A 15,463-nucleotide genomic window follows, 5' to 3' on the forward strand; every position below is an offset into this window, starting at 1 on the left:
TTTCTCTCTTCGTAAAATAATGAATATACCCACCCATGATATTTCAAGATGCAACCGCGTTATTCTACCTTGATATTTATTGCATTCGATGAAAAGGGAATAAGCATTTACAAAGGTGATGCTTGACCTGTTCTCGTTCGAGTGGCAGAGAATGTATTTGAGGCAACATGGCTAAATACTTATGTCATAAAAGAATAAATGCGACATTTTTTGCATTGACGTAACATCCTCGCTATACTACGCGTTGCAATTTTTTTAAACATAGCGGGTTCCCTCACCCCGCGGTTATAAGTACATAAAAAGGTCACAATATGTTATCACTTTCGACACAGCAAATGCGCCGTGCACTTTTCGTGCTGGTTACATTTCATATCTTTATTATCTGCGCTAGTAATTATTTGGTACAGATCCCTTTAGAAATTTTTGGCTTTCATAATACATGGGGAGCCTTTAGCTTTCCTTTTGTTTATTTAGCCACTGATCTTACCGTGCGTATTTTTGGTCAAAGTAGTGCGCGTAAAATCATTTTAAAAGCCATGCTACCTGCATTATTACTTTCTTATTTGATGGGTGTTATTTTTCATCAAGGTGGGTATTTAGGGCTTGATGCATTACAAACCTTTAATAGCTTTGTATTTCGCATCTCTTTTGCAAGTTTTATTGCTTATTTGATTGGTCAATTAATGGATATTACGGTGTTTGCTAAATTAAGAGCAACGCGCTCTTGGTGGGTAGCTCCGGCAGCCTCAACATTATTAGGTAACTCTATTGATACGCTGGTATTCTTTAGCGTGGCATTTTACGGATCGACTGATATGTTCATGGCAACGCATTGGCCTGAAATCGCATTCTTTGATTATATGTTTAAAGTGGTGGTCAGTTTAGCGCTGTTTTTACCTATTTATGGCATGTTATTAAAATATCTTGAGCAACGTTTACTGAGTCCCTCTCTCTCTGAAGCTCTGCGTAAAACCAAAAACATATAAACTTAACGCGTAAAAAAGCACCGAAGAGGAGAGGTCTTCCGTGCTTTTACTTCAGCGTACCACTATTTATAAAATTCACTGAGCACTTGGTGCATATAGAAATGATCTAATGTGCCTTGTAGCTCCCTTATACTATGCATTGCTAGCATTGCATTACCGACATCAATTGTTTCTATGCCGAGTGTTGCTGATACTGTGGGTCCTATCGTACTGCCCGAGGGAAGATCAGATCGGTTTGCCATTTTTTGATAAGGTACTTTTGCCTTATCACAAAGTTGAATAAATTTCGCGCTGCTACTCGCTGTGGTTGCGTAGCGGAAATTCGCACTCATTTTGATAACGGGACCTTGATTTAAACAAGGCGCATAAGCGGGATCGTGTTTTTCTACAAAGTTGGCATGTAATGCATGGGCGCCATCACAGCTAATAAAGAAACTTTTATGGCGTGCGCGCAGATCATCTTCTAACGTGCCATCTAATGAGAAGTTAATGCGTTTTAATAAGGCATCTAAATAATTTGAATCTGCCCCCATCATGGTTTGACTGCCAATTTCTTCACTGTCAAAGAAGACCGCGATATTAGTACTTATCGGCGATGTGGCGGTTAAGAAACTGCTATAAATAGCATGGCACATGGCAAGGTTATCAAGGCGACTGGTGGCTATCATGTCTTTATCTAAACCGATAAAAGCCCCTTTTTGGCAATCATAAAAGAACAAGTCCATTTCAATAATAGCGTCGCTATCTAAGTTCATTTCATTCGCGACCATCGATTTCAAGTAGGTTTTTTCATCGACATCTTGAGCGCTTGCAAATAAAATCACGGCAAGTTGTGTTTGCTTATTATATTCAATGCCTTTATTTGTTTCACGGTTTAAATGAATAGCTAAGTTTGGAACGATGCCAATAGGGCGTTTAAAATCAATTAACCGACTTTCGATGCCTTGCGCTGTTTTTATTGAAACACGTCCCGCTAACGATAAATCTCTATCAAGCCAAGTGCTATTGATGGCGCCACCATATGTTTCAATACTGACTTTTAAACAACCGGCTACTTTTTGCAATGCTTCATTTTTAAGCTTCAAATGTGGGCTATCGGTATGTGCACCGGCTAAATGAAAACCACTGTCTTGAGGTTTTTTTGATCCTAAATGAAAAGCAATTAAGGCACTTTCATTACGGGTAATATAATATTTCCCACCGAGCGTAATATTCCAGATATCTCCTTCATTAAGATGTTGATATCCTTGATTTTCTAATTTTCGCATGATATTTTTAACGGCAAAGTAGGAAACAGGGCTTAAATCAATGAAATCGATTAATTTGTCTGCTAATATTGATGATTGTTTATTCATGTGATCTCTTTTATAAGAATAATAGTGTGAATTCGGTTGATCATAGATTGATTGTATCTGCTTGATAATATTTAACCACATTTTTACAGTGGATCTGTGTGAGATCCGTAATTTATCTACTCTGGAGAGAAAATGGATCTTTTAAATGCAGCGGGAGATAAAATCTGGTTAGATAGGGGGTTTCATTTTGGAGATGAGTTTTTCTCGCAGCTAGATTTCATCAAACAATTACCTAAAGGCCACAAAAAAAGAGATGGCTCTGAAGCGCAATGTAATGTGTTTTATCAAGATATTATGAATTATGGTTTTTTAGATATTCACAATTATTTGATTGCATCGGGCCGTGTCGATTTGGCAGCTAAAAATCTAAATGAAATCAACAGACTGGCCCTTGACCCGCTGACAGGGTTGCAAAAGAAAGAGTTTTTAAAGCGTAAATTACAACGCTTTGGAAATGAAGTTTACCAATGCCAAAGTGATGATTTTGCCTTGGTGATGTGTGATATTGATCACTTTAAAAAGGTGAATGACACTTATGGACATGCGGTAGGTGACGATACGTTAACATTATTTGGGCGCATTTTATCCAAAGGTCTACGCCCTTGTGATGTGGCTTATCGCTATGGGGGTGAAGAGTTTCTTATTATTCTACCTAATACCAATCTTGAAGGTGCACTCGCAGCCGCTGAACGCATGCGTCTGTTAATACACAATACCTTGAAACTGGGCCATTATGGGTTAAATCATATTGCTGCTTATCAATTAGACGACAGTGAGTTGACGTTAGAAACGACCGATGAAGATATGAATAATACTTTTTTTTTAGCGCAAAAGATAAGTTGTAGCTTTGGGGTGGCGAGTTACACAGAATGTGAATATTCCAGTGAGCTCCTTTTTCAGCGCGCGGATAAATGTTTATACTCGGCTAAAAAAAGTGGCCGAAATTGTGTGGCATTTGAATAAAGGTCTTTGTATTATTGGGCCTTTATGGACGCGTAAGATAATCGTTTTGAACACCTAAAAATAAACATTAAAAACAGGTGCATTATTAAATAGAGGGTACTAATATAGGCGTCATTAAAGACAGTCGTTATATTTTTACTTTTCTTATCCCTTCGTAAAAAGTAAACTCATCTTGTACTTCTCTTTTCTCTACAGATAAAAAGTAAAAGTATGTATCTGAATATGCTCTGTGCAGGGCCTTTTCGTTTTATCCCTATGTAGTATAAGTTATACTGCGCACCTTAAAAATAAATTTGAGAAGATAAATGGCAAAACGTGATCATTATGAAGTATTGGGCATTAATAAAAGTGCAACTGACAAAGAAATAAAAAGAGCTTATAAAAAATTGGCTATGAAATTTCATCCCGATCGTAATCCAGGAAACCCTGTTGCAGAAGAGAACTTCCGCGAAGTAAAATCGGCTTATGAAATTCTTCATGATGAAGATAAAAGAGATCAATACGATCATTATGGTCATGCTGCTTTTGATGGTCAAGGTGGTGGCAGAGGTCAAGGTTTTGGTGGATCAAGCCGTGGGTTTGAAGATATTTTTGGAAGTATGTACGAACAGCGAGAACAACCTCGTTATCAACCACAGCCTGAAGTGGGATCTGACATCATATTAAGTCTCGAAATCTCTTTAGAGCAAGCTATCAATGGTTGTGAGCAAGAGGTGAAATTGCCGAATAATCCAGAACCTTTATTAGTCACTGTCCCTGCAGGTGTTGCTCATGGGCAACATGTCAAAGTGCAAGGTAAAGGTAATCCAGGCACATTAGGTGCTGCTCGAGGCAATCTGCTAGTGCAAGTGACCTTGTTAGAGGACGACGTTTTTCGCCGTGAAGGACTAGACTTATATTGCTTTATTACGCCTTCATTTCCATTAGCTGCATTAGGTGGCACTTTAAAAGTCCCGACATTCACTGGCTTTATTAATATTAAAATACCGGCTGGTACACAAGTGGGTAGAAAATTTAGAATTAAAGGCAAAGGCATCAAAGCGATGCAAACAACGGAAGTGGGTGATCTTATCTATGAAGTACAGATCAAGACTCCTTTGAGTTTGAGCGCTGAGCAAGAAACGCTTCTTAAAGCATTAGCTGAAATTCTTTAATGAATGAAAAACTTGCGCTGATTGTTGCGACCTTTTTATGGGGTAGCTCATTTATTGCATTAAAATATGTCATACAAATTTATGATCCTACATTTGTGATTTTTTTGCGCATGTTGATCGTTTTGTGTATTTGTGTATTTTTATGGCGTTGGGTTAAGCGTTTTAAATATCAAAAAGGCGATTATAAATATTTGCTGTCAATGTCATTGGCAGAGCCAGCTTTATATTTTTTATTTGAAGGTTTTGCAATGCAAAATACGTCTGCATCACAAGCGGGTATTTTAGTTTCTTGCTTGCCTTTGTTAGTGGCTTTTCTTGCATTCTATTTGCTAAAAGAGCAACTTTCTAAAGCCATACTGATTGGGTTTACGGTGTGCTTATCGGGTAGTTTATTGCTGACTTTTTTATCACCGAGTTCAGCGCAAGCACCAAACCCTTGGCTAGGTAATGGATTAGAGTTTTTAGCAATGATTTGTGCAGCTTACTATACTATTAGTGTTAAACATTTAGCCGGGCGCTATTCACCTTTATCATTGATAGGATTACAAGGTTTAAGCGGCACTCTTTTCTTTGCGCCATTTGTTTATTTTAATGGGCTACCTGAGGTTTATAATAGTGATGCGTTATTGAGTATTTTATACTTAGGCGCTGTTGTGACGGTGGGAGCATATGGTTTATATAATTATGCTTTAATTAAAGTGTCGGTATTAACCGCCGCCGCATTTTCCAATTTGATCCCTATTTTCACCTTGTTTTTATCGGCGCTTATTCTTGGCGAACGCTTGAATAATGTGCAGTGGTTAAGTATTAGTATTGTTTTTATTGGTATCGCAATAAGTCAGAAACACAGTACTAAAAAAAGAGAGCCTGCAGGTGAGGAGATCTCTTCGATATAAATTCTCTTAGTTATTAAGCAGAATGTTTTTCATCTGTTTTTTGCTTATTTTTTACTTATTTTAGTGTGTTATTTTTTAATCAACAAGGAACTGAGCATGCAAGGCGAGCTTTATTTTATTTATGATCTGTACTGCCCATGGAGTTATGCAAGTACTGCATTAATTAAACGTATTCAAAAAAAATATACACAACTTGAAATACATCTGTGTCATTGTGATCATTATGATGGTACTAGCAGTGCGGGATATGACCAAGTGCAACGTGTTAAAGCAGAAACTAACATGCGTTTTTCTGCAGAATATTTACGTTTTGTCGATAGTCCTAAAAAAAGTACCGTGTTAATGAACTTTATGACATGGGTACAAGAGAAACAGCCTAAAAAAGCGTTAGAAATATTAAGTGCATTACAAGACATGCATTTTGTCGATGGCATGATATTAGGCTCTAAGCGTGATTTTAATTTTATCATCGAAGACTTTAAGTTATCTCCCCCTAATAAAGTATTTCAAGATAAGTTAACGAATGAATCGGAATATGCCTTATCCGAATTACAAGAACTACAAGAATTTATGGGGACCAACGCATTTCCCGCGCTTCTATTATGTGTTGATGATAATGCGGTATTACTTGATCATGCGCGTTATTTAAACGATGAAAATGCAATGATAACGTATATTGAAACCTTGTTAGAGAGTAAATAATGGCTTTGAAGTGGGATCAAAAAGACAAATTAGCTTGGTTTTTAAAACAAAAAATTCAACGTAACTACCAAGTTGATATTGTAAATAGGCTACAAACATTTGCGGCTGATAATGCTGATTTTATGCTTTGTGAGTATGCGAAGCTTGATCATGCTGAGCTTGCGCCTCAATTAAATTATCCGTTGTACTTATTAAAAAGTAAAAATTGGCAAGCGCATAAGCCGTCCGTTTTAATTACGGCAGGCGTACATGGTTATGAAACAAGTGGCATATTAGGCGCGATAGATTTTTTAGAAACGCAGGCGTCACGCTACAATAAAAACTTTAATATTGTTGTTGTACCTTGTGTTAGTCCTTGGGGTTATGAAACGATTAATCGCTGGGATCCCGAAACGATAGATCCTAATCGTTCGTTTTCAAAAAACGGAAAATCACAAGGCTCTCTCGCATTAATGCAGGCCATTGCCGATTTACAAACAACATGGTTGGTACATTTTGATTTACATGAAACAACCAACAGTGATGAGCATGAGTTTAGACCCGCTCTGGCTGCGCGTGATGGTTTAAGTTATATAGAAAGTCATATACCGGATGGTTTTTATTTGGTAGGTGATACTGAAAATCCTCAGCCTGATTTTCAAAAAGCGATGATAGATGCAGTGCAAAAAGTGACGCATATTGCACCTGCCGATGCACAAGGTCGTATCATTGGTGAGCCCATCACTCAAAAGGGGGTAATAAACTACGCCTGTGAAAAATTAGCACTATGTACGGGTTTTACAAAAGCGACGTTTAATAGCACAACAGAAGTTTACCCTGACAGTAACCGTATCTGCTCTGCAACATGTATTAAAGCACAAGTTGTTGCCATTCAATCGGGACTTGAGTACCTGCTAAAGATAAAGTAAATATTTCTTTATCGCGTCTTTTTTATCAGCAATGGTATTACTTTAGAGAGTAGTGACTTTGCTGATAAAGTGGTCTAAAACTTGCTTGTTAAATAACGGTGTACGCTTATTATTTAAAAGGCCAAGTTTATGACTGCAAATATATCCAATACTCTGCATTCTCCCTTACAAAATTCTTATAGTCATGAGATAAAATCTCAAGATCCGGCGATTATTGCCGGTATCAGTCGTGCTGACGCAACCTTGCTGACAAAAGAGGGCAAAGACGCAAGCATCGATCCCAATGTCAGTTTTTCTGATCGCGCCGTTAAAATTCAAAATATATCTAAAGAGTTCTTCTCAAAAGGGGGGCTGGCATTAAGTGATATTTCTAAATATATACAACGTTTAGAAGATGATGGTTTTTTAAGTGCCTCTCAAGCGCAAAAACTCATGGATGCAAATGAGGATAAAGAAGAAAAGCTGAGTCATAGCACAGCAAAAATTGTTGATTTCTTAAGTGACTTTAAAGAAAAAGTAGAAGCTAAAAATAAACAAGATCCCTTAATTAAAATTCTGACGAAAGCACAAAGTATGGTTGAAAACTTAAGTGAGATGAAGGGAAAAACAACGGCTGAAAATGTAAAGGGCACGTTGTTTGAATTACAGTCTTATTTAAACAGTGACCAAGCAAAAACATGGGATGACGCCTCATTAAAATCATTACAGGATGTCAAAAGTATTTTATCAGTGACGGATCAATTAGCGTTAAATCCAAGTGGCTCTAAGGTTGCTAATCATTATTTACAATTTTCAAAAGAGGCTATGTAGTCTTTATATACTCAGATGCTTGGCTGCGCTACAACCAATGAAAAGGGTATACAATGATTTCACCTTGAATTTCTATCCTTGCGATTAACAATGGGTAAGACGAAAGCATCTGGGAGCATCCGCTTTTAGTTATTGCCCTGTTAAGCTAAACAGAGTGCTAATTTTACCATTTTTAGCCACGCCCTTAAAAGAAGGGTGGAGCATAAATAGCTGTTTATTTTGCACTGCATAATGTTGTAGAAGTTGTGCTTTTAAAATTCGGATCCGCGCCTGTGCTAATTCTGTTAGTGCCAGTGAATTTACTTTTTGTATATTCACTAAATGGGCGTATAAGGCTTCTTTATATTTTTGTTGTTGTATTAGTTTTGTTGATTTAGCCAAGTCATTTTTTTCAAGTTGGCTTTCAATCTCATCGATACTATCAGAGGCATCTGCCACACTGAGTAGATCTTCTAAAATATCAATTTTATCCTCAATATCTTCATTGTAAAAATTTTCTGTGCGCAATTTTTTATTGAGGATCTGCATTTTTAGTGTTTTTGTCTCTTTCTTTACATCTATATTAACACGTACTTCTAATATTAATTGAGGGCGTTTTTTTAAAATGTCAGCAATATTCTTTAAATTTTCATTTTGCCGATCATTAAGTTTACTTTCTCCTAGCCTAAAATCAATATGACTTAATTGCTCAGCATCCGCACCGATGATCGTAGAAAAAAGAGCAAAAGGAGAGCTTACTGCTTTTAGAAAAACATTTTTTAATGCGCTCATTACCAACCCACTGATTTTAAAGTCAGGGGAGTCTAGATTGCCTTTTGTGGGTAAATTAATATCGATAATGCCATCTTTATCTTTAAACAAAGCAAGGGCTAATTTTATAGGGAGATCGACGGCCTCATCACTATTTACAGCATCTCCGAGCTCGAATTGCTCTAAAATCAAACGATTACTCGCATCTAATTTTCGTTTAACTATTTTATACTTAAGCTTTAAATTAAGTTTTCCTTTATCGATGACATAACCTGCATAACGACCAGAATAAGGCGTGAAAGTAGTGAGTTCAATATTGCTAAAATCGAGTTTAATATTGGTATATAAATCATTACTTAACGGATTCATTTCGCCTTGTATCTGCATTTTCCCATATTCATCAATACGCCCTTTAATATTAATATTTGCACGGCTTAAATGCTCTGATGACATGCCGTGGATATCACCATTTATTTTTTCTATGCGCGTAGAAAAAGCGGGAAGTAAGGAGAGATCCGCAAAATAACCATTACCATTTTTGATGATTATTTTTTTAATAGCAAGGGGAAGAGGCGTGGATTTTCTTCGATTAGTCTTTTTATTGGGAAGTGAGGATGAAATCAGTAATTCATTTATATTAAGGTGCCTTTTGGCATCGACAATGAGGCGTAAATAAGGGCTCTGAATGTCAATCGTATCAATATTTATACGTAAGGGCTGAAAGTCGAGTTGTATCGATTCAACGTTGATACTCTGCCAGCCGATAAGGCGCTTATTGTATTTTTTATCAGACATATTAAAGTCATTTATTTTGATTTTACCTTTAAATTTACCGCTGATTTTAGCGTTTTTATCTTGTTGTAGTGCTAATGCCCCAGAAAGCCATAATTTCCCACTTTTTAAATTAACATGGGCAATCGAGGCTAAATAAGGCTGTATCAAAGGTAAATGCAACGCATTAAAGCTAAGATCGGCTTTTAATTTAAAAGGTGCTAAATTTAATTGCCCTGTAATATAGCTTTTCTTCGATTTTTCAATAAGATAAGAAAGATGAAATGTACTTTTCTGACTTAAGTCTTGACTGAGATCTGACATATTTAGGGTGATATCTCGAATATTTATCTTGTTTTTCGGTTTTTCATCATTAAATTTTAAGTGTGAATTTTGTAGAACGATCTCATCAATGTTCCATTGGAAATTGCTTTTTGTGGTTTGTATTTTGGATTTATCTGTTTTGGTTTTTTGCTTAAAAGCATCAAGTAATGTCAGTTGGCCTTTTTTATTGCGGGTTAATTGTAGATCAAGTGCATCTATCTTTATTTTTTTGATATCTAATATTTGTTTTTCTAAATCGTAACGAAAAGGGCCAATCAATATCTGCTTAATTTTTGTAAATGTTTTTTGTTGTTTTTTATCAGCGAGTTCGATATTTTTTAGGGTAATAAAACTATTTTTAAGTTGTAATTGCAAGCGATCATCTTGCGATTTTACTTTATATAGGGTCTTCAAATCTATTTCGCTGTGTTGTAGTTTATACGGCATAAACTCTTGAATATAAGGCCAAAATTTAGCTGCTTGTATGCCTTTTAAGGTCAAAAATCCCTGTGAAGAAAAAGGTTGAAGACTGATATCTCCTTGCCAATCAATGCTTTCACCTGGCGCGATGGAGAGTGCTAATTTATAATTTCCTTTAGTGTCTTTACGGGTAGAGAAATCATGTAATGTAAAATTAATGGGCAATATTTTAAAAGAAAGACGTTTATTAACACGGTGATCATCGATAGACAATTGCCCATTTTTAAGTTGAATTAAATCAAATAATAAAGGAGGTATAATTTGTTTTTTGTTATTTTCGTCTTCTGATTTCTGACTTTTTTCATTATTTATTAAGGCTTGCTGAAAGTTATTATTACCCTTTTTATCAATAATGAGATGAATGGCGGGATCAATCAGGCGTACATCTGCAAAACTAAAAGCGCCTTCAAATAAAGATCGCAGTTCAAAATCGATGCTTAATTTAGTAAAGGAAAGTTGAGGTCTTTTGAGTTTATTTTCAATCGATAATTCTTCGATATCTAGACGTAAAAGAAAGGGATTAAAAGCAATGTTTTTAATCGTTGTGTTCCAGCCTAAATTCAGCTGTACTTGCTCGATCAATGTATTTTTAAGGATGCGTGGCAGGATAAAAAAACCACTGAGGCTATAACCCATTAACAATAAAAAAAGCCAAAAATAGACGGAGCGGTAATAGTGGTGAGTAAATAGCTTCGCAGTCTTATTCACGTGTGTGCCTTTAATTTTAAGGGGAGCAATAAGGTGAAGGAAAATAAGAGGCATGGTGCATAAAGCGCACGAATGCGGTTATTTACCTTAATAATATAGGCGAGAGTATAACGGAAGATAAATCATTTAAACAGATGTGATGGAAAATATGTTGTTGTGAATACAACGTTAAGAAACTTACAGAAAAACTGTTTCTTAACGTTTATTTTTAGTTTTTACTCGGGTAAGACCGCATTATGATAAACATTTTGCACATCATCACAATCATCGAGCATAGCCATAAATTTTTCAAACTTTTCTACATGTTCCGCATCAATGTCAGCATCTGTTTGTGGCACAAAAGTGACTTCTTCAATATCTAATTCAAGATCAGGGTAGCTTTCATGCAGAGCACTTTTTGCTTTGAAAAATTCGGTATGTGGACAAAATACGCTGATGATCCCATTGTCCAATTCTACATCGGTAACATCCACATCAGCCATCATTAAGTCTTCTAATACGGCTTCATCGTTGCTTCCTTTGAAAACAAAAACAGCTTGATGTTCAAATAAGTGAGCCGCACTGCCAGGCGATCCAATTTTAGCGCCAGTTTTAACGAAACAGTTACGTACATCTGTCCATGTACGTTTGTTGTTATCGGTTAAGCAATCGACGATAACCGAACATCCACCGGGACCAAAGCCTTCATAAGTTGCACGCTCATAATCTTCACCAGCACCACTTTGTGCTTTTTCAAGTGCACGATCGATAACATGACTCGGCACTTGATCTTTTTTTGCACTGTCAATTAAACGACGTAAGCTCAAATTACCTTCAGGATCAAACCCTCCGTTTTTAGCACAGACATAAAGTTCTTTTGAATATTTAGAATAAACTTTTGTTTTTGCGCCAGCCGTTTTTGCCATTGACTCTTTACGGTTTTGATATGCTCTTCCCATGGGGTGGACTCTTTATGGTTAGTGATTTAAAAATAATGGCAAGAATATTACTCTTATGTCAGTGAATAGGCTAGTCAAGGAGGGGAAAAAGTCGGCTTAGCGATTGTTTTAAGGCTTAAGCAGTCTCTTAACTACAAGAGAATGCTCATTATTATGATTTTATGGCTTTAAATATGGCTCAGCTGTGATCATTTTATTTTCCACACCCACTTTAGTGGGTCCATAATTTCGAATAGAGCGAAATTTTTTATCACCAATACAAATAATAACGTCATCAAACATTTTTTTAGTGATAACAACATGTGTTTGTGCAAAGTAAAGTGTGACATCTTCTACCGTTTTGAGTCCTTTTTGTTGTAGTTCATGCAACTCATTATTTAATTCGAGCATGGTTAATGCGATACGTTTTAACATTGTTTTTTGTTTATCAGACGGCGCTGCTGATTTCACTTTTGTTTGTAAGAGACGAATGTCTTGTAATTTCGTTTGCAGTTGTTGCTGTGTTTCTTTTATTTTATGTTGTAAGTCGATTAATTGAGGATAGGGGCCAGTTAAGTCAATGACGGTTTTAGATCCGGCTAGCGCGCCTAATTCGGTAGTGCAAAGACTTTTTTGGGCTGCCAGGTAACCGCCAATAATTCTGCCTTTTGTGGCACTTTCATTGTGAACTTTAATATGCGCACCACACAGAACATGGCAATGTAATAATTGTTTTTTTATATTAAGATCTTGGCCGGTGACTATTTTGCTATATTGACTGAAAGTAGCGGTCAGTGTGCCATCGCATTGTACAGAGCAAGAGAATTCATGGCTATCACTGTTAATTTGTCGGCCTACGATACCGTTAGCAACGGTTAAGTCACCGCCACATTTTATGGTGGCTGAATCGACAAAACCTGCAACCGTGATATCTCCCGTGGAGGTGACTTGCATGCCTTCACAAATATCACCTTCAATGATCACATTACCTTTGTATTTAACGTGCCCATAATTCACATCAACGCGTTTAATGATGAGTACATCATCTACTTCCATGCCGTTGTTTAATGATTTGGGAATGCCTGCAAGGGTGGCGACCAGTAAATTTTCATCGCTATCACTAAGGGCTGTATTCTTACCTATTTCAAAATTAAGCTCTTTACCTGCGACATGAGCAATATTACTACCATTCACATTACAACCGTCTTCCCCCTCTTGATGAGGAATTTTTTGCATAAGAGTATCGCCTGGGATAACGGTAAGCAATTGGCCAAGATCGCGCATATCTACGTTACCATTTTCTAATTTCTTAGGCTTAAACAAGCGTTCTTTAGGTGTTTCAACTAAGGCTTTAAAGTGCGTGTTTGTGCCTTGTATCGGCGGTTTTCCTTTGGCAACGATCCTTTTAGTACAGTGGCCCGGTTTGCGCGATGCAGACAGTGTAATTATTTGTTCTAAGGCTAATGGTTGCAGTCCATAGCTAATATCTGCTTTTGTGATGCATTCTTGTAATTGCTCTAAGGTCGCGGCTTTTCCACCAAACGCGGAGGTGATTTGGGCTTCGACAAACATTTTTAAAGGATCAATACTAAGGATTAATTTTGCATCTAATTGCTCTGCGATGATAATACGTTGGTTCGCATTGTTTGTTGATATATCCTGCTTACGCTGGTTAAAAGCTTTGGCGGCTTTTTTGATACCATCAGCATCTACTTTCAAATGGGAAAATTGCGAGGTTAAAAAAAGAGTATGGATCATGGCAGCACTAATATCTTCAGGCAATGTTTGCACTTTGATAAACAGTGATTTTTTCTCTGTTGAAAAATGTAAAAGTTCAATATGTAGGGGGTTTTTACTATCCATGTAATCACTCTCAACGTAAGTATAAGACTTAAGAATAGTATAATTGAAGATAGAATGCATTGATTTTAGATGGAAATGTTCTCTTCTTAACAAAACAAAAAAATTTATTAAAAAATTATTATTTTGTTTATATTTTTTTAAGGAAACAAGTATGGGCTTGGTTATAAATTACAACGGGTGGGGTGCCTATGCGAATCGCATATAATAAGGTAAAATTAATACCTGTTAATTTTAAAAGAAGTCCCTAAAGTGATGTCCGATTGTCAAAATGTAGAGCTTAAATACCTGTGTGCTTATTCACCTTCAGTACAGGCTAAAATCCGAGAGATGTTAGACAAAAACACTTTAGGGTCTTTTCTCCTTAAAAAGTATCCACAGATCCACACCATTAATAATGATCGGCAATTACGTGAATATGTGATGGCATTAAAAAATAAGTATTTAAAAAAATCAGATCCGCTGAGTAAAATTATTTATGATCCTAAAATACATGTGTTAAATAATGCGTTGGGCTTACATACGTTTGTGTCACGGGTGCAAGGAAGTAAACTCAAACGCAAAAACGAGATCCGAATTAGTGAAGTTTTTAAAGAGGGACCAGAAGCCTTTTTGCAAATGATAGTAGTACACGAATTAAGTCATCTCCGATTTAAGGCCCACGATAAGGCCTTTTATCATCTTTGTGAACATATGTTAGCGGATTATCATCAACGAGAGTTTGAAATGCGCCTGTATTTAACGCAGCTTGAATTAGTCGGTAAGATTTATTAAACCCATGCAGGTAAAAAGCACGTTACTTACTTGGATTTTTATTCAGAGATTTTTTTAAGTGTTGCATGCCTTCAGAAATGTTAATGAGAGGATGATAACCTAGGTCTTTTTTGGCGTTGCTAATATTAAAATAATGGCTAGTAGAAAGTTGCTTCGCCACAAAACGAGTGAGCATGGGCTCTTGTTGCTTGTTTAAACAAAAGTAGACGCATTCTAGTATTGCCCCAAAGACGTAAGCAAGTGATGCGGGCACGCGCTCTGTCACTTTAGGTAAATGCTGGCAGGCAAGTATTTTGTTAAGCATATCCGCCATAAAAATGGGCTCATCATCGCTGATAAAATATACTTTCCCGGCGCATTTAGGCTGGGGTTTATGGAGCTCAAGTGCACTTAAAAGATGTGCATAAACAGCATTGTCAATATAAGTGGTGTCGACTAACTTATCTGTTTTTCCCAGTAACTTTAAACGTCCAGCTTTAGCGCGTGCAAGGACGCGCGGGACTAAATGTCTATCGCCTGGGCCCCAAATCAAATGCGGACGCAACGCTACCGTTTTTAATTGTGTTTGATCGCAATCTAAGATCTGTTTTTCTGCAATTGATTTTGATAAGGCGTAATAATTTAAAAATGTTTTAGCGTAAGGCGCCGATTCATCAATGCCTTCTTCGTCAACTCCCGAAAAAGTCACACTCGGGGTGCTGGTATAAATCAGTTTATTAATGCCATGAACTTTACAGGCATTAATAATATTTTCAGTTCCTGTTACGTTACTTTGAAAATAACTTTTTTTGCTACCCCAAACACCTGCCTTTGAGGCCACATGAAAGACAATGTCGCATCCTGACATCGCCTTTAATAAAGCCTGCTCATCATTTAAATCACCTTGATACATTGTCACACCAAGCGCTTCTAAATCGGGATAATAAGCGCGAGCAAAGCCTACCACTGGTATGTTGTGTAAGCGTAAATGCGTACATAAGGCTTTGCCTAAAAAACCGCCAGCACCGGTGACAAATACACATTTAACATGCGCCTTTAATGAACTCAGAACGGCTTGTTGCGTAAGAGGTAATTTTGTAAAAAACACATTATTATGCTCGGTCAT

The 15,463-nt window shown here is 36.8% G+C and carries 13 protein-coding genes; 8 read left to right on the plus strand and 5 right to left on the minus strand.

What is annotated here, in order from left to right:
- Nucleotides 1-311 precede the first annotated feature (311 nt).
- Nucleotides 312-986: a 7-cyano-7-deazaguanine/7-aminomethyl-7-deazaguanine transporter gene (locus PCNPT3_RS06025; RefSeq protein ID WP_015464980.1), complete on the plus strand. Its 675-nt coding sequence runs from the start codon at nt 312-314 to the stop codon at nt 984-986.
- A gap of 62 nt (nt 987-1,048) precedes the next feature.
- Here PCNPT3_RS06025 and PCNPT3_RS06030 read toward each other — a convergent pair whose 3' ends face one another.
- Entirely contained in the window at nt 1,049-2,341 is a 1,293-nt protein-coding gene (locus PCNPT3_RS06030; protein WP_015464981.1) for a M18 family aminopeptidase, read from the minus strand.
- Between the two features lie 132 nt (nt 2,342-2,473).
- Between PCNPT3_RS06030 and PCNPT3_RS06035 the strand changes: the two genes are divergently transcribed.
- From PCNPT3_RS06035 to PCNPT3_RS06060, 6 genes are all read left to right on the plus strand, one after another.
- The gene (locus tag PCNPT3_RS06035) at nt 2,474-3,304 is read left to right on the plus strand and encodes a GGDEF domain-containing protein (RefSeq protein WP_015464982.1); all 831 of its coding nucleotides are present in this window, start codon (nt 2,474-2,476) and stop codon (nt 3,302-3,304) included.
- A 305-nt stretch (nt 3,305-3,609) separates the two neighbouring features.
- On the plus strand, nt 3,610-4,458 hold the full coding sequence (locus PCNPT3_RS06040) for a DnaJ C-terminal domain-containing protein (protein ID WP_015464983.1): 849 nt from the start codon (nt 3,610-3,612) through the stop codon (nt 4,456-4,458).
- Nucleotides 4,458-5,354: a DMT family transporter gene (locus tag PCNPT3_RS06045; RefSeq protein ID WP_015464984.1), complete on the plus strand. Its 897-nt coding sequence runs from the start codon at nt 4,458-4,460 to the stop codon at nt 5,352-5,354. Before PCNPT3_RS06040 ends, PCNPT3_RS06045 begins: the two co-directional genes overlap by 1 nt.
- Before the next feature lie 96 nt (nt 5,355-5,450).
- The gene (locus PCNPT3_RS06050; protein ID WP_015464985.1) at nt 5,451-6,056 is read left to right on the plus strand and encodes a protein disulfide-isomerase; all 606 of its coding nucleotides are present in this window, start codon (nt 5,451-5,453) and stop codon (nt 6,054-6,056) included.
- Entirely contained in the window at nt 6,056-6,964 is a 909-nt protein-coding gene (locus tag PCNPT3_RS06055) for a M14 family metallopeptidase (RefSeq protein WP_015464986.1), read from the plus strand. Before PCNPT3_RS06050 ends, PCNPT3_RS06055 begins: the two co-directional genes overlap by 1 nt.
- Before the next feature lie 129 nt (nt 6,965-7,093).
- Nucleotides 7,094-7,774, plus strand: a complete 681-nt coding sequence (locus PCNPT3_RS06060) for a hypothetical protein (protein WP_015464987.1) — start codon at nt 7,094-7,096, stop codon at nt 7,772-7,774.
- A gap of 129 nt (nt 7,775-7,903) precedes the next feature.
- On the opposite strand, the gene PCNPT3_RS06065 is transcribed toward PCNPT3_RS06060, so the two are convergent.
- The 3 genes from PCNPT3_RS06065 to PCNPT3_RS06075 all read right to left on the minus strand — a co-directional run bounded on the left by PCNPT3_RS06065 (nt 7,904) and on the right by PCNPT3_RS06075 (nt 13,587).
- Nucleotides 7,904-10,807 carry a DUF748 domain-containing protein gene (locus PCNPT3_RS06065; protein ID WP_015464988.1) on the minus strand — a complete coding sequence of 968 codons (2,904 nt, stop codon included), beginning with the start codon at nt 10,805-10,807 and terminating at the stop codon, nt 7,904-7,906.
- A gap of 215 nt (nt 10,808-11,022) precedes the next feature.
- Nucleotides 11,023-11,745, minus strand: coding sequence for a YebC/PmpR family DNA-binding transcriptional regulator (locus PCNPT3_RS06070; RefSeq protein WP_015464989.1), 723 nt, complete (start codon nt 11,743-11,745; stop codon nt 11,023-11,025).
- Between the two features lie 159 nt (nt 11,746-11,904).
- Nucleotides 11,905-13,587, minus strand: coding sequence for a DUF342 domain-containing protein (locus PCNPT3_RS06075; protein ID WP_015464990.1), 1,683 nt, complete (start codon nt 13,585-13,587; stop codon nt 11,905-11,907).
- 252 nt (nt 13,588-13,839) lie between these two features.
- Between PCNPT3_RS06075 and PCNPT3_RS06080 the strand changes: the two genes are divergently transcribed.
- Complete coding sequence (locus PCNPT3_RS06080) at nt 13,840-14,358, plus strand: YgjP-like metallopeptidase domain-containing protein (protein ID WP_015464991.1); 519 nt, start codon at nt 13,840-13,842, stop codon at nt 14,356-14,358.
- Between the two features lie 22 nt (nt 14,359-14,380).
- On the opposite strand, the gene oleD is transcribed toward PCNPT3_RS06080, so the two are convergent.
- The gene (gene oleD / locus PCNPT3_RS06085; protein ID WP_015464992.1) at nt 14,381-15,463 is read right to left on the minus strand and encodes a 2-alkyl-3-oxoalkanoate reductase; all 1,083 of its coding nucleotides are present in this window, start codon (nt 15,461-15,463) and stop codon (nt 14,381-14,383) included.

The organism is Psychromonas sp. CNPT3, from assembly GCF_000153405.2.
GTDB lineage: Bacteria > Pseudomonadota > Gammaproteobacteria > Enterobacterales > Psychromonadaceae > Psychromonas.